Raw genomic sequence first — 24,295 nt, 5'->3', positions numbered from 1 at the left:
TTAGGCTCGCTGAGCGCTTCAATTATTGAGTGGACAAAACCTTCAAAATGGATGAACGGCCGAAATTAATTTTTAGTTAAAGGCTGTTTTAGGTTTTTCAGTTTGATGGTGGCATGCGAGATAACCACGGTCTGCTTTTCACTGCCCAACGCAATAATGTACTGCCCGCGGTCATTTCGCTGGCAGGCGGGTAGGGTATAACGGTCTGCAACGGAAACGGGCTGATTCAGCCGTAGATAGGCATTTGTTGTCTGCCCGTCAGCTTCCGCTAAGGTGATACGCACTTCACCTGTTTTCTCCTGATAGGCTACCTTCTCCATCCGGCCGGCGTCCGCGGTGAGCCAAAGTCCGATCGGCGCGATGAACACACGGGATTGTCCGGCTGTGGTCACTTCAGTAGTTATCCAATTGCCTTGCTGCGTTAGCACACCGCTGAATGCCAGCCACCCGAATTCAGGATGCTTCGTGATATACGTGCCGGAGTTGACCGCGTAACCGTAGAACCCGCAGCCGTAGTCGCCGGCGTATCCGTCGATGGCCAATGTAGCGGGGTAGGAGTGGAAAGCCGCGGGACCGAAACCATCTTCGGTGATGTTGGCCAGTGCACCCATCGCGCCCGCATGCCCTACGCGGAGCAGGTAAAAATCGTCGGGATGATCGCGGTAATGCGTGAGTACCGGTATGGAATTGAGCGCCGACCCATAGTGGTGCAGTTGCCGCTCGATGCGCGCAAGCTTGCCGCCATAGACGAAATCCCAATACCGCCGCGCACTGCCGTTGTATCCCCAATGTGGCACCGTCGGCATGTAGGCGAGGATGGCATTGAGGGTGACCAATGCCTTGTCGTCGAAACCGAAGTACCGCGACCATAGGTATACCTCTTCCTGCCCGGTGGAGTCCCAAGGCATCTCGCTGCCAAAGGGGTACGCCAGCGAGTGCCAGTGTGCTGCCCGCTTCCGCATGGCCGCTTCCAATTGGTCGGCCAAGTCCGTGAACCCCTCATTTCTGAGGTCATGGAGCACTAGCAGGAAGATAGAACCCTCCATCTGGCCAAACTGGGCATAGTGGGGGGCGTGGTTCACCATCGCCATCGCAGTGTGGTATGCCCGTTCCAGGGAGGTTTGCCAAGGGACGTCGGTGACCAGCCCGACGTAGTTCCGCGCCAGCCAGTACATCATCCAATGAGCGGCGGTGACGTGGGGATAGTTATAGGAACGGCCGGGACTGTTGGCTTCTTTCTTGGGCCAGGCGGACCAGCCCCGGTAGTTGATGGTGTCGCTATAGGTGCCCGCTGGCATGGAATCCGGCGCGTAGTAAAACAGGCTTTTCTTGACAGCATACTGCAACGGTCCCCCGTCGTATTGGATACCTCCCCATAGGGTTTCGTTTACGAAACGGCTTAGTTTTTCCACTTCGGCTTTCTCGGGCCGTAGTACCTGTTTCATGACAGCGGCGAGCCAGCTGCCGGCGCCGGCTTCGTCACTTAGTCCAGCAAACCAAGCTCGTGACTCTTGGGTTAGGTGTTTCTTCGTTTCGTAATCGTAGTTGATGACAGAAGGTGAACGGCCGAACGGATCGTCTTCGTTTTCATACCATTGCGCGGTAGTGAGGAAACGGCCGAGATCGTCGACGGCATCCGCTTCTGGCTTGATGACCTTATAATTGATGGTTTGCTTGAGACCATCGGCATAGGTGATGGTAAGTCTTGCCCGACCCCATTGTTTTCCGGCAATTTCATAGGTTTGCCAACTATTTTTCGTTCGCTTGCCCTTTTTGACGTCGAGCGAACCTGCTGGATAAGACACGATGGAACGCACGGCGCTGCCGTATTGCAGGAAGAGCTTGGCTGGTGCATCCTGGGGCACAACATAGCCCGGCACGCCGATAGCTACGGGTCGCCGTTGAGTGACGAGCTCATCTTCGATCTGCCGGATGCTGGGAGCCGTCACAAACCGGAGGGCGAATGCTTTGGTTTCGCCCGGTGCAAGCAGCGATGAGGTTGGTTCGTTCCACTGCGTTACACCTTTCCAGTCGACCGCTGCGTGAGCCTTGCTGTGGATCAGCCACTCGTGGAATCCTTCGAAAACAATGCTGCGAGGCGTTGGATCGTCGTTCAGCGGACGATATGCCTCGAACGGGGCATTTTCGTGGGGAAGTACCAGTAAGACCGGACCTTGTCCGTGTAGCCTACTGACTTGCAGATAACCGGCGTCTTGCCCGATGTAAGGGTCGAAAAATACGTTATCGGCATGTGCTTCATCCAAGGTTTTATCCTGGAGGATGTTGTTGAATATCATGGGAATCCCGAGTGACCCAATCTCCATTTCTTGGTCTGCCTCGTTCTTTACTTCAAAGCGGAGCACCAATTGCCCATTTACCGATTGCCAGGAACGAATTACCCGGAGCGGAATACCGGCAGGCAACGTAGGTGTCAGGTCTGCGGTGGCGAGCGCATTGCCCGTTGTTGGCAGCGGTATCACGGGGGCGCGTTTGGTGGCGGTGGAGTAGGAAGCCCATGAGGAATCTCCCTTGGCTTTTATCCGGATGTTGATGTCGCCCAAATGGTATAAGCCATCCTTTGCCCGCGCCGCCAACCGTTCGTCTGGTGTATAGTTGAAGGCGGTGTCGGTCAACAGCGAGAGACCTGCGGCGGTTTGGGAGGCTTTCACCAGTTGGAGCCGCAGGGGAGGCAACGTAATCTCGTCGATGCCCTGCTCGAGCCCGAGGGTGGAGGGCTGTTGAGATAGGCGTTCCCAAGGCGATTGAGCGGAGGCGGATAACACACCTGCCATAGCGGTCCACAGCACAAGCCCGACCCGGTAAAAAGATATAAAAAAAGGAGTTGTCACCGTCCGCATGGTATCATCTTCTGATAAACAAATGTACGTACAGCGCTGTTAATGCACGCGTTCGATATTGCCTGATTTTACCCGGATATTGATGTGTCCACAGTCCGCCTACGGGATCCGGTGAGGCGTAAAAATTCATGCGACTATTTTATATGCCGATTTTACTATTATCTTTGCCGAGATAGCATTTAATAATCGCAGCAACGGCAGTTAGTCATACGCCTGCTGATAGACCTATTTTTGAAACCATGAAGAAAAATACCAGTAAGTCCTTTGCCATCATCATCGCGGTAGCTGGATTGGCGGCTTGTAATGCCCCGCAAGAACAGACGACCGGTACTGATCAGTCAACGGTGTTGACGGTAGCACCCGCTGATTTCGAAGCCGATATCAATGGCGATTCGGTAAAACTTTACACCCTCACGAACGGCACAGCAGTGGCTGCTGTTACGAACTACGGCGCCCGTGTCGTGAGCCTCCATGTGCCGGATAAGAACGGAGACCTGGTAGACGTGGTGCTAGGTTATCAGGATCTCGCTGCTTACCGCCAACCGGGGGAGGGCTTCTATGGTGCGGTCGTGGGGCGCTATGGCAACCGCGTTGCCAAGGGACAGTTTTCGCTGGATGGACAGTCCTACCAGCTGGAATTGAATGATGGACCGAATACGCTGCACGGCGGGACGAACGGATTTTTCGGGAAGGTATGGGAAGTAAAGCACGTGACGGACAGCAGCGTGGAATTGCAATACGTATCGCCTGACGGCGATGCTGGCTATCCGGGCAAGCTGGATGCGACGGTCGTGTACACACTTACATCGGACAATGGCTTGGATATTGCCTATCATGCCACCACGGATAAGACTACCGTAGTAAACCTGACCAATCACGCCTATTTCAACCTGAGCGGCGAAGGCGACAGCACCATCCTGGACCACCTGCTGACCATCCGGGCGGATGGCTATACACCGGTCGACGAAACATTGATCCCTACGGGCGAAATTACACCCGTGGATAACACTCCATTTGATTTCCGGCAGCCCACCGCGATCGGTGCCCGTATCGATACAGCAGACGCGCAGCTGGTGCTCGGAAAGGGGTACGACCATAATTTTGTACTGAAAAAGGACATCGGCTTGCAGCTGGTGGCTACGGTGGAAAGTCCTAAAACCGGTATCGTGATGGATATCCTCACCGAAGAACCGGGACTACAGTTTTATAGTGGTAATTTCATGAACAATGTGCAGCACGCCAAAGGCGGGAAAACCTATGGATACCGTTCGGCATTTTGCTTGGAAACCCAACATTTTCCGGACTCGCCTAATCAGCCTGACTTCCCGTCTACGGTACTGGAGCCCAAGGCGGAATACAGCACACGGACGGTATACAAGTTTCGCAATTAGTTGGCAGTTATCAGCTCTTCTGTCACATACGCATAGCTCTTGGCAATGCTATCAAACGGATCGATGGTGATGATATCCTGCTCTACGAATGCATACCGCAATCCGGCAGTTTGCGCTTCGGCCATGATTTTCTTGAAATCGATGCTGCCTGTGCCCACCTCCGTATAGGTGATAGCCGAGGTGATCTCCATTACGGGCTTGCTATCGAATTCCGGACCCGTGACGGGACCCGTATTGTTTTTATCCATGTCTTTGATGTGCCAAAGCGGAAAGCGGTTGGGATACTTTTCGAAATATGCAGTACTGTCGGTGCCGGATTTTTCGCTCCAGAACAAATCCAGTTCAAAGACGACTAGGTCCTTATCAGTATGTTCGATCAGGATATCCAATCCCTTCCGGCCGTCTTCAAGTGTGCGGAATTCCCAAAAATGGTTGTGATAGCCGATTTTCAACCCCGATTTGGCCGCTAGTTCACCGCCTTTGTTGAGCTGTTCGGCCATGAAGCGGTAGTCATCGGCGGTCAGTTTGTCGATGAGTAACATCGGTGGTACCGGTGCAATCAGGTAGCGTTGATTCAGGCTAGCCGCCGTATCAAGATACGTCTTGAGCAGCTCTTCATTGCCATTACCCGGTGTCAGGTATTCAGCAAGGTCGTAATGTCCGCTATACGTTTTCAGGCCATGGGTATTCAATATCCTTGCCAGGTCAGTCACGCCCAGACCCCAAAAGGAAGCGTCGCTGTCCTTGATTTCGGCGCCGAAGGTCTCGACGTGGTCGTAGCCGATTTCGGCCACACGGGCAAGCGTCGCGGTAGGGTCGCCCGCCAGTTGCTCGCGCAACGTGTAGAGTTGTAAGCCGATTTCGCGGATGGTGGTGGGCGCCTGCTCAGATGAACAGGAAAATACCGAAGGAGTGACGTAAGCCGCAGCAACGCCGAGTCCCATTTGCTTCAAAAATATGCGTCTATTGGTGTCCATTAGTTTGATCTTTTGACAGTAGCAGTATGGTTTATAACTTAAATAAAGTTAGCGATTAGTTCGGTAATATCCTTCGTTCCAACGGATTTCATTGCGGAAATCTTCCAAACGGGTGTCCTCTCCGATGTGGAGCAGCTCGATATCACCCATGGCCGCAAAATCCCGGAAATGCTCGATCGTCAGGTTTTGGCTATACACGGTGTGGTGTGCGCCCCCTGCGTAGATCCAGGCCGTACAAGCGGTCTTCATGTCGGGTAGAGGCTTCCAGAGTACCCGTGCCACCGGCAGGTTGGGGAGCCGATGCTGAGGCTCCTGCCCTTCCACTGCATTGACCACTAGCCTGAACCGATCGCCAATATCTACCAGACTGGCATTGAGCGCTGGTCCACCGCCTGCATCAAAGACCAGCCGGGCAGGATCGTCCTTGCCTCCGATACCCAGTGGATGCACTTCCAACGTGGGTTTTCCCTTGGCCAATGCGGGGTCTACTTCCAGCATATGTGCCCCGAGGACCAGCGTATTTGCCGGATCGAGGTGATAGGTATAATCTTCCATAAACGCATTGCCGCCGGGCAATCCGGCGGCCATCACCTTGGCGGCGCGCACTAATGCCGCCGTTTTCCAGTCGCCCTCACCGGCATAGCCGAAGCCGGCCTGCATGAGCCGCTGCGTGGCGATACCGGGCAGCTGTTTCATGCCGTGCAGGTCTTCAAAGGTATTCGAGAAGCCCTTGAAACCACCTGCTTGCAGAAATTGGTGTAGGCCGATCTCGATCTGGGCGGCATCGCGCAGCTGTTGGTGTTTATCCCCGCCGACCCGAACGTCGGCAGCCAAGAGGTAAGACTGCTCATATTCCTCGATCAGCCCGTCAATTTGGGTTTCCGTGACGGCGTCGATCACGGCTACCAAATCGCCCACGGCATACGTGTTTACCGAAAATCCGAAGCGCGCTTCGGCGGCAACCTTATCGCCATCGGTGACGGCCACATCGCGCATATTATCCCCGAAACGGGCGAAGTGCGCGCCCTGCCAGTCGTGCCACGCTGCTGCTGCGCGCATCCACACGTCGATCTGCCGGAGCACATCCTCGTCCTGCCAGTAGCCCGTGACCACCTTGCGGTTGATGCGCAGCTTCGAGACGATATGACCGAATTCGCGATCGCCATGTGCACTCTGGTTGAGGTTCATGAAGTCCATGTCGATACTCCCCCAAGGGATGTCCCGGTTGTATTGGGTGTGGAGGTGTAAAAGCGGTTTGTTCAGGATGGTCAGCCCCCTGATCCACATTTTAGCCGGAGAGAACGTGTGCATCCAGGTGATGATGCCGATGCAGTTGGGTGAATAGTTAGCATCGGCTAATGTCGCATAGATATCGGCTGCTGTCGTGACGAGCGGCTTAAAAACGACCGTTATGGAGATTTGGTCCGATTGGTCAAGGTAGTTGACCATGTCTGCTGCATGCGCGGCGGCTTGCCGTAACGTTTCTTCCCCGTAAAGGTGTTGGCTTCCGGTAAGAAACCACACTTCTAAATGCTTAAAATCGATCATATTTCGCTGCAAATTCGCTGATTTGTTAATTCACTGATTATCTCCTGCTATGCCTGTCCATAATACGAATCCGGTCCGTGCTTGCGTTCGAAGTGCTTCTTGATGAGCGAATCTTTCAACCGCGGCGCATCCGGGTTGATCTGCTCGGTCAGCGTTGCCATGTTGGCGATGTACTCCAATACCGCACTGTTATAAACGGCTTTTTCCCCTGTTTTCCCCCAGGTGAACGGGGCGTGGTTGCCTACGAGGACCATCTCCACCTCCTCATAATTCAGCCCATGCTGTTCAAAATGGTTGAGTATTTGGAACCCCGTTTCATATTCATAGTTACCCGCAATCTGCTCGTCAGCCATGGGCGGTGCGCAGGGGATATCGATGGTCAGGTGATCGGCATGTGTGGTGCCGTATATGGGGATGGCGCGTTGGCTTTGAGCCCATGCCGTAGCATAGGTCGAATGCGTATGCACAATGCCCCCGATTTTTGGCCAGTGCTTATACAGCACGGAGTGGGTTTTCGTATCCGAAGAAGGCCGGAGGTCGCCCTCTACGATGTTGCCTTCGAAATCTACGATGATCATTTTTTCCGGTGTAAGGTCTGTGTAGGCCACGCCGCTTGGCTTGATAGCGAACACCCCCATGGGATGATCAGCCACGCTGGCATTGCCGAAGGTGAACAGCACGAGTCCCAGTTCGGGCAGCTGCATATTGTGGCGGTATGCCGCTTCTTTAATTTCACGGTATTTACTCATGGCAAATAGCTAACGGGTGGTATGTGCTTCGATAAAATCTCCAAGCTGCGCGTATTGCGTATATCGTTTGGCATATATAGCCATGTGCTGCGGGTTGGGTAGGTATTCCATGTCGAATCCCTGGCCCATTTGCTGCATGGCATCTTCCACACGTGTAAATATGCCGGCTGCGGTGGCCGCAAACATCGCGGCGCCGATGGCGCAGGTTTGTTCAGACCGATGTACCTTGATGGGCATGCCGATGACATCGGCCATTACCTGCATGACGAAGGGCGATTTACGGGGTATTCCACCCAATGCGATCAATCCATTGACAGGAATGCCCTGCTCGATCAATCGGTCCACAATCTTTTTAGACCCGAAAGCCGTAGCTTCCACCAGTGCGCGGAATATACGGGGCGCATCAGAAGCCAGATCGAGGCCAGCGATAGCCCCTTTGAGCAGTTGATTGGCATCCGGCGTCCGGCGTCCGTTGAGCCAGTCGATGGCCAACTCACTGTCTTCGGCCAGCGGGAGCGCCGCCGCCTGCTTACCGAGTGCACCCAGCATTTGTGCTTCTGCCTGTTGTGCGATATGCGCCGAATGGGCGTCGTTGAGATCGAGCAACGATTTCAAGGGCCAGGCCAGCAAGTTTTTAAACCAGGCATACACATCGCCAAAGGCCGACTGCCCCGCCTCTAAACCGATCATTCCCGGGATTACCGAGCCGTCGACCTGTCCGCAGATGCCTCGGACCAATTTGTTCGTCATTTCCGCTTTGGGGGCCACCAGGATGTCGCAGGTTGACGTGCCGATGATCTTGCTGAGGTAATACGGCTCAATCTGTCCGCCTACGGCACCCATGTGGCAGTCAAATGCACCTATGCCGACAACCACATTCGTGGTAAGTCCCAATTTCTCGGCCCATGCGGCACTTAGGGTACCTGCCGCCTGATCGGCGGTGAATGTCTCCCGAGGTAACCTCGCCGTGAACCCATCCAACAAGGGATCCAATGCCGCAAAAAACGCGTTGGGCGGAAAGCCACCGAACGCATCGGCCCAGAGCGATTTGTGTCCAGCCGAGCAAACACCCCGCTTGATCTCGGACGCCTGCCGTCCGCCGGATAGCAAGAAGGGGATCCAATCGCAATGCTCCACCCATGAATGGGTGGCCCGGCGCACCTGTTCGTCCTGCCGCAGTACATGCAAGAGCTTGGCCCAAAACCACTCCGATGAGTAGATGCCGCCCACATATTGAAGGTAGTCTATTTCAAATTTTTGCGCATGGGCATTAATCGCCGCGGCTTCTTCCACCGAGGTGTGGTCTTTCCAGAGCACAAACATGGCATTCGGGTTGTCCGCAAATTCCGGAAGCAGTGCCAGCGGTGTGCCCCATTGGTCGACGGCCGCGGGTGTGGAGCCCGTGGTGTCTACCGAGATGCCTAGGACCTGCCTAGCGATGGTCTCGCCCGCGGCATCAACGCAGGCACGTATGGTGTGTTCCAACCCTTCGATGTAATCAAGCGGATGTTGCCTGAATAGGTTTTGCGCGGGATTGCAATACAAGCCACGCTTCCATCGCGGGTATTCAAACACGGATTTGGCGATTTCGGTACCGTCTGCGGTACCGACCAGTACCGCACGCACAGCATCCGTTCCGAAATCCACGCCAATTACATATGTTGTGTCCATTGCCTAACTGGTTAGTCGTGTCGAATTAACATTTAATTAGGGACAATTAAAAGCAAAACGAAACAAAATTTTATTTATTGCCTACCGTGGGTGCTTTTAATCAGGATTGGATACGAAATTCAGAAATTTTGTGAATTTTTCCTTGTAGGTAGCCTTGTCAAGCTTATAGTAAAAGGCGCCTTTCTTGGAGTTTTCCTTGTCTTTATCCAACTGTTTGATCAGCAGCCCCGTGGAACGAAGCTTGCGGGTGAAGTTGCGTTTGTCCAATTGCACATCATATACTTGCTCGTAAAGCGAGATGATCTGCGGCACAGTAAACTTTTCCGGAAGCAGCTCAAACAAGATGGGATGCAAGGCCGCTTTATAGCGCAGCTTTTGCTTCGCATGGGCGACCATTTCGTTATGGTCGAAAATCAGTTTTGGTAGGCGGTCCAGCGCAAACCACTCCGCACGGTAGTCATCGCTGAGTTGCTTTTCATACTGCTTGATGTCGATCAGCGCGAAGTAGGTGATACTGATGGTGCGCTCAATGGGATCCCGTTTGGGCTTGCCAAAGACCAAAAGCTGCTCCATATACACATCTTTCAATCCGGTGAGTTGTTTCAGCACACGCGATGCCGCATCCTCGGGCTTTTCATCCGACTGTACAAATCCGCCCATTAGGCTCCATTTGTCCTTTTCCGGTTCAAAGCCTCTTTTGATCAGCAGCAGCTTTAGGTTGTAGCCATCAAATCCGAAAATGATGCAATCTACCGCAACTAAGATGCGGGTTTCCTTGGTGTATTTTGTCATAATTTGGGTCCTTCAACGTTTTTGTCGTGCGTTGCAGCACGGCCGCAAAACTACAAATGAATCGGCAATTTTAAATAATTGATAATGAGTTTTGTAAAAATATACTTGCGAATACAAAATGAATCGACTATTATTGCCCTTAATTATGAATCGTTTCGCTGACACAAATACACAAAAAACACACAGCGAAATTTTTCCAGATACTTGATAAACTTTTTTTACTGAATTGCATTTATAGTGACGTCTTCAGGTTAGGCCGATAAGGCTTAACAGCGGAACTCGTCGGTTAGAGTGGGGTAGAGCTATATAAGTGTTTATTTAACGATAAAAAATGTAACATGGCTTTTCATGTTGCCTTATGACTGAATAGGGAGACATGTAATGCCTTAACAAACCAAAATTATGAATCTCAAGCACACCAAGGACGATCACGACGTCCCATCAATACCCATGCGCAATGGAGGCAATATCAAGCAATCACCAATTTTAACTATATCATTAAACAAACACGAATCATTATGACAAAATTGCTAACGAGGCATGCGCTTAACCCGGCGGATCGTCGGGTGAGCGCTTTTCTTAAGCTACCGCTCTTTATTTTATGGATAGCCATCGCGTTCCATCAACATTCGGCAATTGCTCAGGAAGGCACGATGACGGTGCAAGGCAAGATCACCGACCCTGAAGGAGCGCCTATCAGCGGTGCAACCGTGGCCGTTGCGGGGAGTACAACGGGAACCACGACCAACGATGACGGGAATTACAGTTTGGAGGTGGCGAAAGGAGCTTCCTTGGTATTTTCGTATGTGGGATATGTTTCGCAGACGATCCCCGCGGACCGTGATCGGATAGACGTGCAGCTGGAAGTCGACGCTTCGATGTCCAACTTGGATGAAGTCGTGGTGGTGGGCTACGGCACCCAACGCAGGGAGACCATCACCGGATCCGTCGCTTCGGTGAAAAGCACCGAATTGATGAAGTCGCCCACGGTCAACGTATCCAATGCCTTAGCCGGACGGCTAGCGGGGGTGGTGGCCACTCAAGGAAGTGCCGAACCTGGGTATGACGGGGCGGCTGTGCGCATACGGGGTACGAATACCTTGGGAAACAGCGGCCCATTGGTGGTTATCGACGGTATTCCTGCACGGGCAGGAGGATTTGAGCGTTTAAGCCCAGCTGATATCGATAACATATCGGTGCTGAAAGATGCTTCTGCAGCCATCTATGGCGCCCGCGCAGCAAACGGGGTTATCCTCATCACCACCAAACGGGGGCAATCCGGAAAACCATCCCTGTCGTATACCTTCAATCAGGCATTTTCGCAGCCGACGGTGATTCCAGCACTGGCCGATGCCAACCAATATGCCGAGATGCGCAATGAACTGGAGATCTTCAAACTGCCGGTGGATGAGTGGGCAGGTGCTCAGGCCGCTTTCGGCGAAAGTGGATCGTATACCCGGAATGATGGCTCGGTCTTGACGGCACCATTTTCGCCCGAAGATATGCAGCTATTCGCAGACGGCTCCGATCCCTGGGGACATCCCAACACCGACTGGTACGACGCCGCATTGAAAAACTGGTCGCCCCAGCAGCAGCACAACCTGCAAATCAGCGGAGGCACCGAGGACATCAAATACCTGACGTCCATCGGCTACCAAAACCAAGATGCTTATTATAAGAAATCGGCAACGGGTTATTCCCAATACGATGTGCGGGTAAACCTGGATGCGAACATCAATAAGTACATCAGTACGAAGATCGGTATCTTAGGCAGGCAGGAAGACCGGGAATTTCCGACCAAATCAGCCGGAACGATTTTCCGGATGCTGATGCGCGGCATTCCTACGGAACCGGCTTTCTGGCCGAATGGAATGCCCGGACCGGACATCGAATACGGTGAAAACCCGGTGGTGATCACGACGGATCAAACGGGCTACGACCGGGACAAGCGGTATTACTTTCAGACCAATGGGCAGGTGGATGTCACCATCCCTTGGGTAGAAGGGTTGAAATTCAGCGGTACGGCGTCTGTTGATAAATACATCCGCAAGACGAAGCGCTGGGAAATTCCATGGTACCTGTACACCTGGCAGGGGGATTATGAAGAAGACGGCGTGACACCCCTGCTGGTGCGCGGACAGCGCGGTCCCGCAGATCCACGCCTCAACCAGGGAGATGAGGACCAGCTGAACGTGTTACTCGGTGGTGTATTGACATATGATCGTACGTTTGGCGATCACACCCTCAACCTCTTAGCCGGTGTAAACCGCGAAACCATCCGCAATGATAACTTCAGCGCCTTCCGCAGGTACTTCATCTCTACCAATATCGACTACATGTTTGCCGGCGGTGATGCAGAGAAGAACAATGGCGGCGGTGCATGGGAGCGCGCACGCCTCAATTATTTTGGCCGTGTGGGCTATAACTACAAAAGCAAGTACATCGCCGAATTTCTGTGGCGGTACGATGGCTCTTACATGTTTCCTGAAAGCAGCCGATACGGTTTCTTCCCAGGGGTGATGGCCGGCTGGATGATCTCTGAGGAGAATTTCTGGAAAGACGGCGTGCCCTTCGTTAACTTCCTGAAGCTGCGTGGATCTTACGGGCAGATGGGGAATGACAATATTGAATACGATGGTGCGTTGCAAGAATATCAATATTTCTCTACCTATGGCTTCGGTACATACATCATTGGCAATGAATTAGTCAAGACCCTGTTCGAAAGCCGGGTGCCTAATGAGTTTATCACTTGGGAGGTGGCCAACAACTACAACGTCGGGCTCGACGGGCAGCTGATGGACGGAAAGTTCAACTTCACCTTGGAATGGTTTAAGAACCGGCGCGAAAGCATCCTTTGGCGGAGGAACGCATCCATCCCCCAAAGTACAGGCATGACCTTGCCCGCGGAAAATATCGGCATCGTCGAAAATGGTGGATGGGATTTCAGTGCGGGATATACCGACCAGTTCGGCGAATTCAACTTGAATGTAAGCCTGAATGGCGGCTATGCCAAGAACAAGATTATTTTCTGGGATGAGGCGCCGGGAGCACCCGAATGGCAGCTATCTACCGGCAGGACGATCAACTCCGGCCTGTATTATATTTATGACGGTGTATTCCGGGATGAGGCGGAGATCGCAGCCAATACCTTGGATTATAGTGCAGTGACCAACTCCCTACGTCCGGGCGATATGAAATTCGCCGATTACGATGGAGATGGCGCCATCACGGCAGACGACCGCGTACGCCGGGATAAGAATACGATACCGACCTTCCAAGGTGGGTTGAACATCAGCTTGGGATACAAAGGGTTTGACCTTACCGTACTCATGCAAGGTGCAGCGGGGGCCGAGCTGCGGGTCGGCACCGATGAGTCGGGCGCGATCGGTAATTACCTACTCCATTTTTATGAAAATCGCTGGCAGGTAAATGCACCCAGTGGCGAACATCCCCGGATCACGGACCGTAGCGACCAATACTACTCCTCCGGCAATACCTATTGGATGCGAAGTACGGACTATATCCGGTTGAAAAACCTCGAACTGGGATACACCTTCCCAACGCAATGGATGGAACCCGCCGGTATCAGCAATTTGCGGATCTACCTCAGCGGATTCAACTTATTCACCTGGAGTAAGATCGGCGTATACGATCCGGAGTCGCTCAACTCAACGGGCCAATACTATCCACAGGCCCGCCTGATCAATACCGGTATAGCGGTCACATTTTAAACGAAAAGAAACTGAAAGATGAAAAGATTCAAAAAATATCATGCGTTTGTACAGGGGCTGCTGCTAGTGGCGGTCTGTATCATGGGGTGTAACGACGATTTTGTAAGCACGAGGCCGCTTGGCGAGGTGTCTGAAGCCGACGCCTGGACTGACCCCGGATTGGCACAAGCCTTCGTCACCGAGATCTACAACGGCTTCGGTCAGGGCGGGTTCGACGAGGAAATGCTGGCGTCGCTATCAGATGAGGCGATGTTTACGCACCCGGGCCGTGGGATTAATGTCATCACAGAAGCCCGTTCGAACGATGCCGACCAAGGCTGGAATAGTCAAATTAGCGGTGGGACCCACAATTGGGGTAACTTGTACCGGCGTGTCCGAGCAACGAACATCGCTATCCAAAACCTGTCGAATCCACAGTTTGACAATTCTACGAACATGGCTAATCAGCTGATGGGTGAAGCTCATTTCCTCCGCGCTTTTTTCTATACCGAATTGCTACGGTATTACGGAGCGGTTCCCTTGATCGACAGTGTCTACGGATTGGGTAATGAAGATTACACGATCGCACGGAATACATTTGAGGAAAATGTGGAATTTATCGTGGCCGACTGTGATCGGGCGGCCGAGTTGCTGACCGACGCACCGGTGGTGGACGGCCGGGCTTCCGTAGCCGCTGCATTGGCGTTGAAAGCCCGGGTACTCACCAAGGCCGCCAGCGATCTGCACGATATCCCCACAGCGTCTGCCAATTCAGAAACCATCGCGAGCTATACGAATCCGGAATACATTGGGTATACCAGCGGCAGTCAAACAGAACGGTGGCAGCGTGCCAAGGAGGCCGCGAAAGCCGTGATGGATGCCTTCGGTCCGGGATACTTAATGGACCTCACCGCTCCTGTCACCCCCGAAGAGGGAACCGAGAACTACCTGTCAATTTCGATGGGCGGGGGCAGCAGCGCCGTGTCAGCCGATGGCAAAGCCGACTTGATCTTGGGTCGCTTTTTCGTCGACCTCAAGGATGAGGGAGGCAACTATGTAGGACGGAATAACGGTCCGAACGGGTACCACAACTGGGCAGGAAACAGTCCCATACAGCAACTGGTCAACGATTATGATATGGTAGATGGAACACCCTTTAGCTGGAGCAATCCGACCCATGCGGCCACGCCATATGCTAATCGCGACCCCCGTTTCTATGCAACAATTTTGTTTGACGGGGCCGACTGGAAACCACGTACCGCCGATGTAACGGGCAATGACCCAGCGAATCAAATCCAGACCGGCCAGTATGAAGTAATGCGTGGAGGGAACAAGGTGATCCACTACGGACTGGATACCCGTAATAGCAGTGTAGAGGATTGGAATGGTACCCATACTGGCTATTACATGCGCAAATTCATCGATCCAGACCCCGCGGTGGTCGACCAGAACACGCGGCAATTCATCCCTTGGCCAGTGTTGCGGTACACCGAGGTGGTATTGAACTACATTGAGGCCTGCATTGAATTGGGTGAAGATGCAGAGGCACGGACGTGGCTCAACCGCATCCGTTTCCGCGGAGGCATGCCCGCGATTACCGTATCGGGCAATGCGCTGCGCGATGCGTATCGGAAGGAGCGCCGGGTTGAGCTGGTTTATGAGGAGCACCGCTTCCATGACGCACGCCGATGGATGATAGCCGCAGAGACCCTGGGTCGGAAAGTGGGCATTGTCCGTATTCTAGGTCGGTTGAAAGCCGGTAGCTCGGTCTCCATATATCGGTATGATCCGGAAAATTATAATTATACCTACACGGTGACTAATATCGATCCGGGTATCGAAAACCGGCAATGGTTGGATAAAATGTATTTTATTCCGATTCACCGTGACGAGATAAACCGGAACGGACAGTTGGTGCAGAACCCGGGGTATTAGGGTTTCGCAATAACATAAATGAAAGGGGGTGTTTCGGCATCCCCTTTTTTATAGCGAGTTATGTAGCGTTATCCTTAAATTTGAGCGTTTAAAGCTAAGATATGATAGGTTTAGGCAGTATGCTTGTGATGGTTGTACTCCAAGGGTTGCTCAATGACCGAGAGCCTGTAGGAGAAACAGCTGATTATCAGTTGGTCTGGGCGGACGAATTCAATACAGGAGGACCCGTAAATAGGTCCAATTGGCGGTTCGAAAATGGTTTCGTGCGCAATCAAGAAGCGCAATGGTACCAAGAAGACAATGCTTATTGCAAAGACGGCATGCTCATTATCGAAGCGCGCAAGGAAAGCAAGCCTAATCCCAGCTATGAAACGGGCAGCGACCATTGGGGACGATCGAGGAAGACCATCGAATATACCGGAGCGTCCATCAATACACGGGGCAAACATCAATGGCAATATGGCCGGTTTGAAATGAAAGCCCGTATTCCGATCGGTGGTGGACTGTGGCCGGCGTTCTGGACATTGGGTGTCGAAGGAGACTGGCCGTCCAATGGCGAAATCGACATTATGGAATATTACCGGGGCATGATCCTGGCCAATATCGCCCATGGTACAAAAGAACGTTGGAAGGCCGAATGGTACACCGAAACGAGAAGGGTGGATTCGCTGGGTGGTCAAGCCTGGGCGAACCAATTCCATATCTGGCGCATGGATTGGGACGAAAACCAGATCTCCCTATATGTGGATGATGTGTTGATGAACCGGGTACCGTTGGAAAAGCTGGTCAATAAGGATGGCACCGGTATCAATCCATTCAAACAGCCACATTACCTCTTGTTGAATTTTGCGCTTGGGGGGATGAATGGTGGTGAGATTGATGACAGCCTATTGCCTGCTAAGTATGAGATTGATTATGTGCGGGTCTATCAGAAAAGCGCGGAAAACAACAGGCGTGTTCTGAAAACAGATATACCGTTGGATTCCATCCGCCTGAGTGACCCCTTCATTCTCGCTGATCAAAATACATCCACCTACTACATGACGGGTACAGGTGGCTTGGTTTGGAAAAGCAAAGATCTGAAAAAATGGACCGGCCCTTTCCGGGTCATCGAACACGACCCAGATTCATGGATGGGTCCGCGTCCCATGGTTTGGGCAGCCGAACTGCACCATTATAAGGGCAAGTATTACTATTTTGCCACCTTCACCAACCGGAATGTGAAAATTGATACCGTAAAGGGCAATGTCATTGAACGCCGCGCCTCTCATGTACTGGTAAGCGACAGACCCGGCGGCCCATATGTTCCGATGGCAGATTCCACGTATTTGCCGGCACATAAACCGACGCTGGACGGTACGCTTTGGGTGGATACCGATGGCAAACCTTACATGATCTACTGCCACGAATGGCTGCAGAACTGGGACGGTACAATGGAAAAAATTGAATTGAAGCCGGATCTAAGCGGCCCGGTGGGCGAGGGCAAGCTGCTGTTTAAAGCCAGCGACTCGCCGTGGAGCAAAGAGCGTAATGAAGATGGAGAGGTTGTTCCGAATAAAGTGACCGATGGTCCTTTCCTGTTTCATACCCAAACCGGAAAGTTAGGGATGCTGTGGACCAGTTGGGTGTTTGACGTGTATACGCAAGGCGTAGCCTATTCGGAAAGCGGTACGCTAGATGGTCCTTGGATACACGAACAGGAACCGATTACACCGCCAGACTATGGTCACGGCATGTTGTTCCGCACATTTGAAGGTAAGCTACTCATGGCGGTACATAGCCACCAGGCCGGTGAAGACGGCCACGTCATACGCATTCCCCATTTGTTTGAAATGGATGATTCCGGCGATAAGCTCATCATGGGCAAACCGTTCTAACGGATCGTTTTTTGAGTTTGAAAGAATGAACGAATTTTTTTTATCTTAGTCGGATAATTACCAATTAGCTTAAAAGATGAACACCACCAGAAGAAAATTTCTCGGAACAATGACAACGTTGGCAGCGACCGCAGGCGTCGCATCCGCTTTCCCCGGATCGTTTTCCATCGGCCGTAGACAGGATGCCATAAAGGTAGGGCTGATCGGCACCAATGGCATGGGCTGGTCAAATCTAAATTCCATGCTGAAAGTGCCGGGCGTACAATGCACGGCGCTGTGTGATGTGGATGCCAACATATTGAATAAACGGGCCGAGGAGCTGAAAGGGCGCAATATTACGCCTAAATTATATGCCAAGCACGAGGAATTGCTGGCCGATCCGAACGTCGATGCCGTCATCATCGGCACCCCCGATCACTGGCACTGCCTCATCATGGTAGATGCCTGTGCTGCGGGTAAAGATGTGTATGTCGAAAAACCGCTCGGCAATTCCATTGCGGAATGCAACGCCATGGTGGCAGCGGCGGCAAAATATAACCGTGTGGTGCAGGTCGGACAATGGCAGCGCAGCCAGCAGCATTTTCGGGATGCCATGGATTTTGTGCATTCGGGTAAGCTCGGCAAGATCCGCTTGGTGAAGGCATGGGCTTACCAGGGTTGGATGAAGAGCATCCCCGTCAAACCGGATAGCCCGGCACCGGAAGGGGTGGACTACACGCGCTGGCTGGGTCCGGCACGGCAGCGCCCGTTCAATCCCAACCGCTTCCACTTCGAGTTCCGTTGGTTTTGGGATTATGCCGGTGGACTGATGACGGATTGGGGTGTGCATATGCTCGACTTTGCCTTGATCGGCATGAAGGCCACCACACCCAAGACCATCATGGCTACAGGCGGCAAGTTTGCTTACCCCGAGGATGCGGCTGAAACGCCTGATACGCTGACCACCGTGTATGAATTTGATGACTTCACCGTGCAGTGGGAGCATGCCAACGGCATTGATGGCGGTCCTTATGGGCGCAACCATGGTGTGGCGTTTATTGGTAATTTCGGTACACTAGTGGTAGACCGCGGCGGCTGGGAGGTCATTCCGGAAGGCGACCGGATGGAGGCGGTGTCGCTCCAAAAGAGCCAAGACGATGGGCTGGATCTGCATACGACCAATTTTGTAGATGTGGTACGCTCGCGGAAGCTGGAGGAGCTGCATGCGCCTGTCACCGCGGGGGCGCATATCGCCATCTTCTCGCAGATGGGCAACATCGCTTACCGAACCGGAGAAAAGATTTATTGGGATGAGGAGAAGGGACAGTTCACCAGCAAAGCGGCCAATAAGCTGCTGGCGGCTGAATACCATAATGGATATAAAATTCCATCGGTGATTTTCGATGAGTGAACATGACGACCGTGATCAAGCTGCTGACAGCCTGCGTATCTCTTTTACTGACGCACGTTTTGTTTGCCCAACAAGATAGCGTATATGCCTTCTCTTATTTCAAGGGCAATGGTGAAGATGGGCTGCACTTGGCCTATAGCGAGGACGGATTCAAATGGACGGCCCTGAATAAGGACCAGTCATTTCTCAAGCCGATGCTGAGCAAGGACAAGCTCATGCGCGACCCCTGCATCATTCGTGGACGCGATGGCCGCTTCCACATGGTATGGACGGTGAGCTGGACGGACAAGGGTATCGGCTATGCGTCATCGGACGACCTGATGCATTGGTCGGAGCAGCAATATCTCCCGGTGATGGCACACGAGCCGGATGCCCGCAACTGCTGGGCGCCGGAAATCACCTACGATCGGGAGCACGATTGTTACATGATCTACTGGGCAACCACCGTCCGGGGGCGGTTTCCGGAAACGCAGGTCGATGCAGACAATGGCTATAATCATCGGATGTACTGCGTGGTCACCAAGGATTTCAAGACGTTCAGTGATACCCGGTTGTTTTACGATCCAGGGTTCAACGTGATCGACGCGACCATCCAGCAAGGCGGTAACCGTTGGGTGATGCTGCTCAAAGATGAGACGCGGGAGCCTGCGCAAAAAAACCTCAAGGTGGCTTTTTCGGATAAACTCGAAGGCCCTTATCGACTGGAAGATCAGCCGATCACGGGGAATTATTGGGCCGAAGGCCCTACGGTCACTCGCATCAACGGGGAATGGGTGGTATATTTTGACAAGTACATCGAACACCAATACGGAGCGGTGGCGTCCAGCGATCTCGTAACCTGGAACGATGTGTCGGAAAAACTAGCCATGCCCGAGGGGATTCGACATGGGACGGTTTTCAAGATCAGTAGGGAGGAATTGGAGCGGTTGATTAATTGATTTTGGACCGAACGCCCCACTTTACACTCGCTGGGATAGCCTTATTTTACAGTTATTAATATAAAACTAATGAAATTCCAAGCTGGTTTTTATAGTTGTTTACTTACTTTTATCTTAAATTCAAAAACCGAAATCATATGGAAAAGAAATTAAAATCTTTGTAAAGCTCGAACACGACGGTACCGAGTTTAAATATTGAATTTAGCATAATGGTAAATTCAGTAGTGACTATAGATATGTTATGAAAATGGGTCTAATATTTTTTCTTCTTTGCTCTGTTGCATCGAGTAATGTGCACATCCATAAATCGGAAACTGGCATAGGGGATAAAGAAGACATGAATAGTACTATAGACACTTTATATAACCATCTTTTTACCCTTCATCCCGATTTAGATTCTATACATATTGAGTTCGATACGTCACAACCTGTCTATGCCGAGCTATACTTCGGTTCTGATTCTGCCAAATCAGCTTTCAAGTGTGATCATATAGGTTGTTTCGATTTGACGTTTGAAGGTGACCGGCAAATTTTACGAGAAAAACATGGAGCTATATTTTCTGCTGCATTAATTGAAGCAAAAAGGCTTGATATGTTGAATGAGAATAAACGCATGGAGCGATTAAATGTTTTCATCACTAGAGATACGAGCATTTATAAATACGACCCTCTTCCCCCAGTTATTTTTCCTGCTTATAAATCAGGTATCAAAGAGCTGGAAACAACCATTAAAAACAAATATGTAAAAGATGTCTTTGTGCCTCAAGGTGACTCCATATTGATATTTCAATCCATAGTCAATCGGGACAAGACATTAGGAGATATTGGTTTGATATATGGTGAGCGATCTTCTTTTTCTGAATTTGTATTACGTTGTTTACGGGAAACAGGGGCTTCGTGGGTGCCTATGACGAAAGATGGAAGAGTATTAAGGAGCCTTATGGATATTTATGTTAGGTTGAATAGTGACGAAAGCATTTCGGTTTCAGTAACAGGGCGTGGTCGGAGGCTTAAAATAAAGGATAATGACAAGAGTTCGTATCTATTCCGTTTTTAAGTACACTGGAAAACGTTTACTAGGGGTATCTGCCAAATACGACTTTGCAGTCGTATGATAATATATTGCAATTATGAAAAGCGTATTGTTTATAATAACTGTTTGGTTTTATCCCATATTCGATCTTAATGCACAATATCCCCCGCAGGGCAAATCCACTTCTTCGCAGACCCAGGGGACATTCGAAAACTACGCTTTTGTAGTGAACGAAAAGGTCATCCAGCAGCATGCATTGGTTGACTATCCGGGCGCGACACTGGATAGGATATTCAACGCTGTGGTTAAAAATATATATTTGTGATACCTCATCATAAGTTGGGTATATTAAAGAAGGGATTCTAATAGTCGATAATTACAAAATCATGATTAGGGTGTTTTTTATTGTAATGTTTTCTTGCCTTTTTACGACAGGTGCTCATTCACAGATAACACGTGATCTTACATTCCAAATTGTTTTTCCAGACACTTCTAATCGTCATTTTTTTGCGAAACAGCACAATATTAGTTTATTCACAGTTGATTTTGAGAAAGGAATACCTATTTCGCTATCATTGTATTATAGTTCCAAGACCCAACATCCTTACAGCCCCTTAGACAATCAAGATCCCGATGAGTTTTATGATTTAGAGTTTGACGGAGATCTCTATAGGCTTTCCAAAAAATACAAACAAATAACAATGCCTGTCTTGCCAACATTGACCATGCAATATTTGCCAAATATCACTGATAGGCAAGATATCAAAACATATTATGATGTTAAAGCCCTAATATATAAGGATGACTCTATAGCATATCAGTTTAGCCAATATCATCATCCAGATGATCCAGACATTGCTATTTATACGAGCAAACAAAGAAAAGAGATGTTCGACGCGAAATTTAAAGGGGGAGGTACCCAATTGGCGAAGATACTTGAAGCAAATTATAATGAGCAACAGCAAGTCTCCGTTAAGGATTCTATCCTTATTTTCCGTGGTGTGGTGCATCGCGATGGCTTTCTAAATGACGTTGAATTGATTCAAGGTCAGCAATCCCAGTTCTCAAATTTTATACAGCAAAGTCTTGAAGAAAGTAGTAAATCTTGGATTCCGGCCCGTCAAGGAGGTAGATCTGTAATGTTCGCCGTCAATATCTATGTTCGGTTAAATAACGATGATAGCATAATGGTTTCAACTAATGGAGAATATAAAAAGACTAAGCAAGATTAATGAAAAAAACCGCGATGGTTCTTCATCACAATATCGGAATAGCCGCATAGTTCAATACGGCTTTGTGGTATTGCAGGATATTGATAATAAGGTCAAGAATTAATCGTAGTCAAAGTTAGAATCTATACTCAATTAGTTACGGAGTTTTATGTCACCGATCCTGTTAAGGTATCAGTTAATAATTTGATATTCCTAATACATTGTATCCAAACGGCATAGTGATGTACAACGGGAAAGCGTGGCCGATTTGCTTTCTACCGGTTTGGATACTTCGGGGATAGGCCACACCTTAGGGGAGTTGACAACTCACATTGCGATATGCTTGGGATACTCGACAAGGTTTTTTAATACACCGGAGAAGATTGCGGCATTGAAAAAATGGGTCGATAAGGTGTTATCCGCCCAGCAACGGAGATATAACTATACCGATAAATTTGTCAGGAAAACGAGAGGTTATATCCTTCAGATGTATTGTGGCGTCTATTAACGTTGGTGGCTACTTATTCCCCTCTTCTACTTCCTTCGCGCTTTCCTCTACCTTCTTGGCTAATTCTGCTTTGTAGTTCAGTAAGTTTTGCGTGATCTGCTCATTCGCAACGGCTAGGATCTGGGCGGCGAGTATTCCTGCGTTCTTGGCAGCGTTGAGCGCAACAGTGGCGACGGGTATGCCGTTTGGCATCTGCAAGATGGAGAGCACGGAGTCCCAGCCGTCGATGGAATTGGATGACTTGACGGGTACACCGATGACAGGCAGGTGGGTGATGGACGCCACCATGCCCGGCAGGTGGGCGGCGCCTCCGGCACCGGCGATGATGACTTTCAGGCCGCGCGAGGCGGCTGTTTTGGCGTAGTCATACATGCGGTCGGGCGTGCGGTGTGCCGATACGATGGTCACTTCGACGCGCGCACCGAGCAATTTCAGTATTTCCACAGCATCCTGCATCACCGGCAGGTCCGATTTGCTACCCATGATGATGCCTACTTCTGGTATATCTGATGTCCTTGTCATTGTCGAATTTAATTTAGTATTCACCCCCAATCACGTTACCACCCTAATCGTCTGCTGTACTTTCCTTGCCGTATTAATGGCTGCTTCCCGGTTTTCGTTGACGATACATACATGGCCCATTTTGCGGAAAGGCTTGGTGAACTTCTTTCCGTACAGGTGCAAATATACGCCTTCCATTGCCAAAATTTCTTCAACGCCTTCATATCGAGCCAACCCTTCGTGGTCTGCTTCGCCGAGCAGATTCACCATCACCGCATTGCTGCGGGTGGCAGTGTTGCCGGGGGGGAGGTTGAAGATGGCACGCAAGTGCTGGGCAAACTGCGAAGTGAAATTGCCCTCGATGCTTTGATGCCCGCTGTTGTGGGGCCGCGGAGCGAGTTCGTTGACCAACAACTGCCCGTCTTTGGTGAGGAAGAGCTCTACAGCCAACAGTCCCACGATGTGCAGGTCTTCGGCGATCTTTTTGGCCAACTGTTCGGCCCGTTGCTGGATTTCGGAAGGGAGGGTCGCGGGTGAGATGAGAAACTCGACAAGATTGGCTTCGGGGTTGAATTCCATTTCCACGCAGGGGAAGGTCGCTACCTCGCCATCGTCGTTGCGCGATACGATCACCGCCAGCTCCTTTTCGAAGTCGACCCACTGCTCAATGAGGCTAGGGGCTTCGAAGGCCGTTTCGAGATCGGCCTCGCTGGTGATTTTCTTTACGCCACGGCCGTCGTAGCCATCCTTGCGAAGTTTTTGGATATAAGGCAGGGCGATGGACGTGTTCTTCAGGTTTTCTTTGGATGAGATCAGCTGGAAAGGTGCCGTGGGGATATCGTTCTGCTTAAAGAATTGCTTTTGCAGGCCTTTATCCTGTATCAAGCGGATAACCCGCGATTGCGGGTAGACCAGCACACCCTCTTCCTCCAGTTTTTCAAGGGCGTCGACGTTGACTTTCTCGATCTCGATGGTGATCATGTCGAGCCCTTTGCCAAAATCGTATACGGTATCAAAGTCGTTCAGCGGACCGTTGACGAAGCGGGTGCACAATGTGCGGCAGGGTGCATGCCTATCGGGGTCAAGGATATGGACGTTCACATTGAAATTGATGGCCTCCTGAATTAGCATGCGGCCTAGCTGTCCGCCGCCGAGGATGCCCAATTGTAGTTCGCCATAAAAATCTTTTGCCATACGAGCGGTTGA

Annotated in this window: 17 protein-coding genes; 9 read left to right on the top strand and 8 right to left on the bottom strand. The window is 51.1% G+C overall.

The annotated features are described in order from the left end of the window. Positions 1-65 precede the first annotated feature (65 nt). On the bottom strand, positions 66-2,792 hold the full coding sequence (locus ACMGDE_RS11580; RefSeq protein ID WP_436832944.1) for a DUF5695 domain-containing protein: 2,727 nt from the start codon (positions 2,790-2,792) through the stop codon (positions 66-68). Positions 2,793-3,097: 305 nt separating this feature from the next. On the opposite strand from ACMGDE_RS11580, the gene ACMGDE_RS11575 reads away from it, so the two are divergent. Further along, on the top strand, positions 3,098-4,249 hold the full coding sequence (locus ACMGDE_RS11575) for an aldose epimerase family protein (protein ID WP_436832943.1): 1,152 nt from the start codon (positions 3,098-3,100) through the stop codon (positions 4,247-4,249). Here the strand turns inward: ACMGDE_RS11575 and ACMGDE_RS11570 are convergent. From ACMGDE_RS11570 to ACMGDE_RS11550, 5 genes are all read right to left on the bottom strand, one after another. Beyond that, positions 4,246-5,226 (bottom strand): sugar phosphate isomerase/epimerase family protein, encoded by a 981-nt coding sequence (locus tag ACMGDE_RS11570; RefSeq protein WP_436832942.1) that lies wholly within the window; start codon positions 5,224-5,226, stop codon positions 4,246-4,248. The genes ACMGDE_RS11575 and ACMGDE_RS11570 overlap by 4 nt on opposite strands. A 48-nt stretch (positions 5,227-5,274) precedes the next feature. After that, entirely contained in the window at positions 5,275-6,774 is a 1,500-nt protein-coding gene (gene araA / locus ACMGDE_RS11565; RefSeq protein ID WP_436832941.1) for an L-arabinose isomerase, read from the bottom strand. 47 nt (positions 6,775-6,821) lie between these two features. After that, positions 6,822-7,523, bottom strand: coding sequence for an L-ribulose-5-phosphate 4-epimerase AraD (gene araD, locus ACMGDE_RS11560; RefSeq protein ID WP_436832940.1), 702 nt, complete (start codon positions 7,521-7,523; stop codon positions 6,822-6,824). A gap of 9 nt (positions 7,524-7,532) precedes the next feature. Then, positions 7,533-9,194, bottom strand: a complete 1,662-nt coding sequence (locus tag ACMGDE_RS11555; protein WP_436832939.1) for a ribulokinase — start codon at positions 9,192-9,194, stop codon at positions 7,533-7,535. 96 nt (positions 9,195-9,290) lie between these two features. Next, the gene (locus ACMGDE_RS11550; protein ID WP_436832938.1) at positions 9,291-9,986 is read right to left on the bottom strand and encodes an NUDIX hydrolase; all 696 of its coding nucleotides are present in this window, start codon (positions 9,984-9,986) and stop codon (positions 9,291-9,293) included. A 518-nt stretch (positions 9,987-10,504) separates the two neighbouring features. Here ACMGDE_RS11550 and ACMGDE_RS11545 point away from each other — a divergent pair. The 8 genes from ACMGDE_RS11545 (at position 10,505) to ACMGDE_RS11510 (ending at position 22,101) form a co-directional block, all read left to right on the top strand. Continuing rightward, entirely contained in the window at positions 10,505-13,717 is a 3,213-nt protein-coding gene (locus ACMGDE_RS11545) for a SusC/RagA family TonB-linked outer membrane protein (protein WP_436832937.1), read from the top strand. Positions 13,718-13,735: 18 nt separating this feature from the next. Then, the gene (locus tag ACMGDE_RS11540) at positions 13,736-15,631 is read left to right on the top strand and encodes a RagB/SusD family nutrient uptake outer membrane protein (RefSeq protein WP_436832936.1); all 1,896 of its coding nucleotides are present in this window, start codon (positions 13,736-13,738) and stop codon (positions 15,629-15,631) included. Between the two features lie 128 nt (positions 15,632-15,759). Further along, complete coding sequence (locus ACMGDE_RS11535; protein ID WP_436832935.1) at positions 15,760-17,508, top strand: family 43 glycosylhydrolase; 1,749 nt, start codon at positions 15,760-15,762, stop codon at positions 17,506-17,508. A gap of 109 nt (positions 17,509-17,617) precedes the next feature. Beyond that, positions 17,618-18,898: a Gfo/Idh/MocA family protein gene (locus tag ACMGDE_RS11530; protein WP_436832934.1), complete on the top strand. Its 1,281-nt coding sequence runs from the start codon at positions 17,618-17,620 to the stop codon at positions 18,896-18,898. A 2-nt stretch (positions 18,899-18,900) separates the two neighbouring features. After that, positions 18,901-19,836: a glycoside hydrolase family 43 protein gene (locus ACMGDE_RS11525; protein ID WP_436833121.1), complete on the top strand. Its 936-nt coding sequence runs from the start codon at positions 18,901-18,903 to the stop codon at positions 19,834-19,836. A 337-nt stretch (positions 19,837-20,173) separates the two neighbouring features. Continuing rightward, a complete protein-coding gene (locus ACMGDE_RS11520; RefSeq protein WP_436832933.1) occupies positions 20,174-20,893 on the top strand; it encodes a hypothetical protein in 720 nt (239 codons plus the stop codon). A 73-nt stretch (positions 20,894-20,966) separates the two neighbouring features. Further along, the gene (locus ACMGDE_RS11515) at positions 20,967-21,194 is read left to right on the top strand and encodes a hypothetical protein (protein WP_436832932.1); all 228 of its coding nucleotides are present in this window, start codon (positions 20,967-20,969) and stop codon (positions 21,192-21,194) included. A 61-nt stretch (positions 21,195-21,255) separates the two neighbouring features. Continuing rightward, positions 21,256-22,101 carry a hypothetical protein gene (locus tag ACMGDE_RS11510; RefSeq protein WP_436832931.1) on the top strand — a complete coding sequence of 282 codons (846 nt, stop codon included), beginning with the start codon at positions 21,256-21,258 and terminating at the stop codon, positions 22,099-22,101. Between the two features lie 496 nt (positions 22,102-22,597). Here the strand turns inward: ACMGDE_RS11510 and purE are convergent, their stop codons facing one another. Further along, positions 22,598-23,110, bottom strand: coding sequence for a 5-(carboxyamino)imidazole ribonucleotide mutase (gene purE / locus ACMGDE_RS11505; RefSeq protein WP_436832930.1), 513 nt, complete (start codon positions 23,108-23,110; stop codon positions 22,598-22,600). A 30-nt stretch (positions 23,111-23,140) separates the two neighbouring features. Further along, on the bottom strand, positions 23,141-24,283 hold the full coding sequence (locus ACMGDE_RS11500; protein WP_436832929.1) for a 5-(carboxyamino)imidazole ribonucleotide synthase: 1,143 nt from the start codon (positions 24,281-24,283) through the stop codon (positions 23,141-23,143). Positions 24,284-24,295 lie beyond the last annotated feature (12 nt).

The organism is Parapedobacter brassicae, from assembly GCF_051400755.1.
In the GTDB taxonomy this organism is placed as follows: domain Bacteria; phylum Bacteroidota; class Bacteroidia; order Sphingobacteriales; family Sphingobacteriaceae; genus Parapedobacter.
The sequence above is the reverse complement of the archived record's forward strand: the minus strand, read 5'-3'. Positions and strand labels throughout refer to the sequence as shown.

Bases quoted from the DNA above. Each gene is read 5' to 3' on its own strand.
- araD (WP_436832940.1), bottom strand. From the start codon at position 7,523: ATGAGTAAATACCGTGAAATTAAAGAAGCGGCATACCGCCACAATATG.
- ACMGDE_RS11525 (WP_436833121.1), top strand. From the start codon at position 18,901: ATGACGACCGTGATCAAGCTGCTGACAGCCTGCGTATCTCTTTTACTG.
- araA (WP_436832941.1), bottom strand. From the start codon at position 6,774: ATGATCGATTTTAAGCATTTAGAAGTGTGGTTTCTTACCGGAAGCCAA.
- ACMGDE_RS11580 (WP_436832944.1), bottom strand. From the start codon at position 2,792: ATGGCAGGTGTGTTATCCGCCTCCGCTCAATCGCCTTGGGAACGCCTA.
- ACMGDE_RS11520 (WP_436832933.1), top strand. From the start codon at position 20,174: ATGAATAGTACTATAGACACTTTATATAACCATCTTTTTACCCTTCAT.
- ACMGDE_RS11575 (WP_436832943.1), top strand. From the start codon at position 3,098: ATGAAGAAAAATACCAGTAAGTCCTTTGCCATCATCATCGCGGTAGCT.
- ACMGDE_RS11535 (WP_436832935.1), top strand. From the start codon at position 15,760: ATGGTTGTACTCCAAGGGTTGCTCAATGACCGAGAGCCTGTAGGAGAA.
- ACMGDE_RS11530 (WP_436832934.1), top strand. From the start codon at position 17,618: ATGACAACGTTGGCAGCGACCGCAGGCGTCGCATCCGCTTTCCCCGGA.
- ACMGDE_RS11570 (WP_436832942.1), bottom strand. From the start codon at position 5,226: ATGGACACCAATAGACGCATATTTTTGAAGCAAATGGGACTCGGCGTT.
- ACMGDE_RS11515 (WP_436832932.1), top strand. From the start codon at position 20,967: ATGAAAAGCGTATTGTTTATAATAACTGTTTGGTTTTATCCCATATTC.
- purE (WP_436832930.1), bottom strand. From the start codon at position 23,110: ATGACAAGGACATCAGATATACCAGAAGTAGGCATCATCATGGGTAGC.
- ACMGDE_RS11510 (WP_436832931.1), top strand. From the start codon at position 21,256: ATGATTAGGGTGTTTTTTATTGTAATGTTTTCTTGCCTTTTTACGACA.
- ACMGDE_RS11500 (WP_436832929.1), bottom strand. From the start codon at position 24,283: ATGGCAAAAGATTTTTATGGCGAACTACAATTGGGCATCCTCGGCGGC.
- ACMGDE_RS11555 (WP_436832939.1), bottom strand. From the start codon at position 9,194: ATGGACACAACATATGTAATTGGCGTGGATTTCGGAACGGATGCTGTG.
- ACMGDE_RS11545 (WP_436832937.1), top strand. From the start codon at position 10,505: ATGACAAAATTGCTAACGAGGCATGCGCTTAACCCGGCGGATCGTCGG.
- ACMGDE_RS11550 (WP_436832938.1), bottom strand. From the start codon at position 9,986: ATGACAAAATACACCAAGGAAACCCGCATCTTAGTTGCGGTAGATTGC.
- ACMGDE_RS11540 (WP_436832936.1), top strand. From the start codon at position 13,736: ATGAAAAGATTCAAAAAATATCATGCGTTTGTACAGGGGCTGCTGCTA.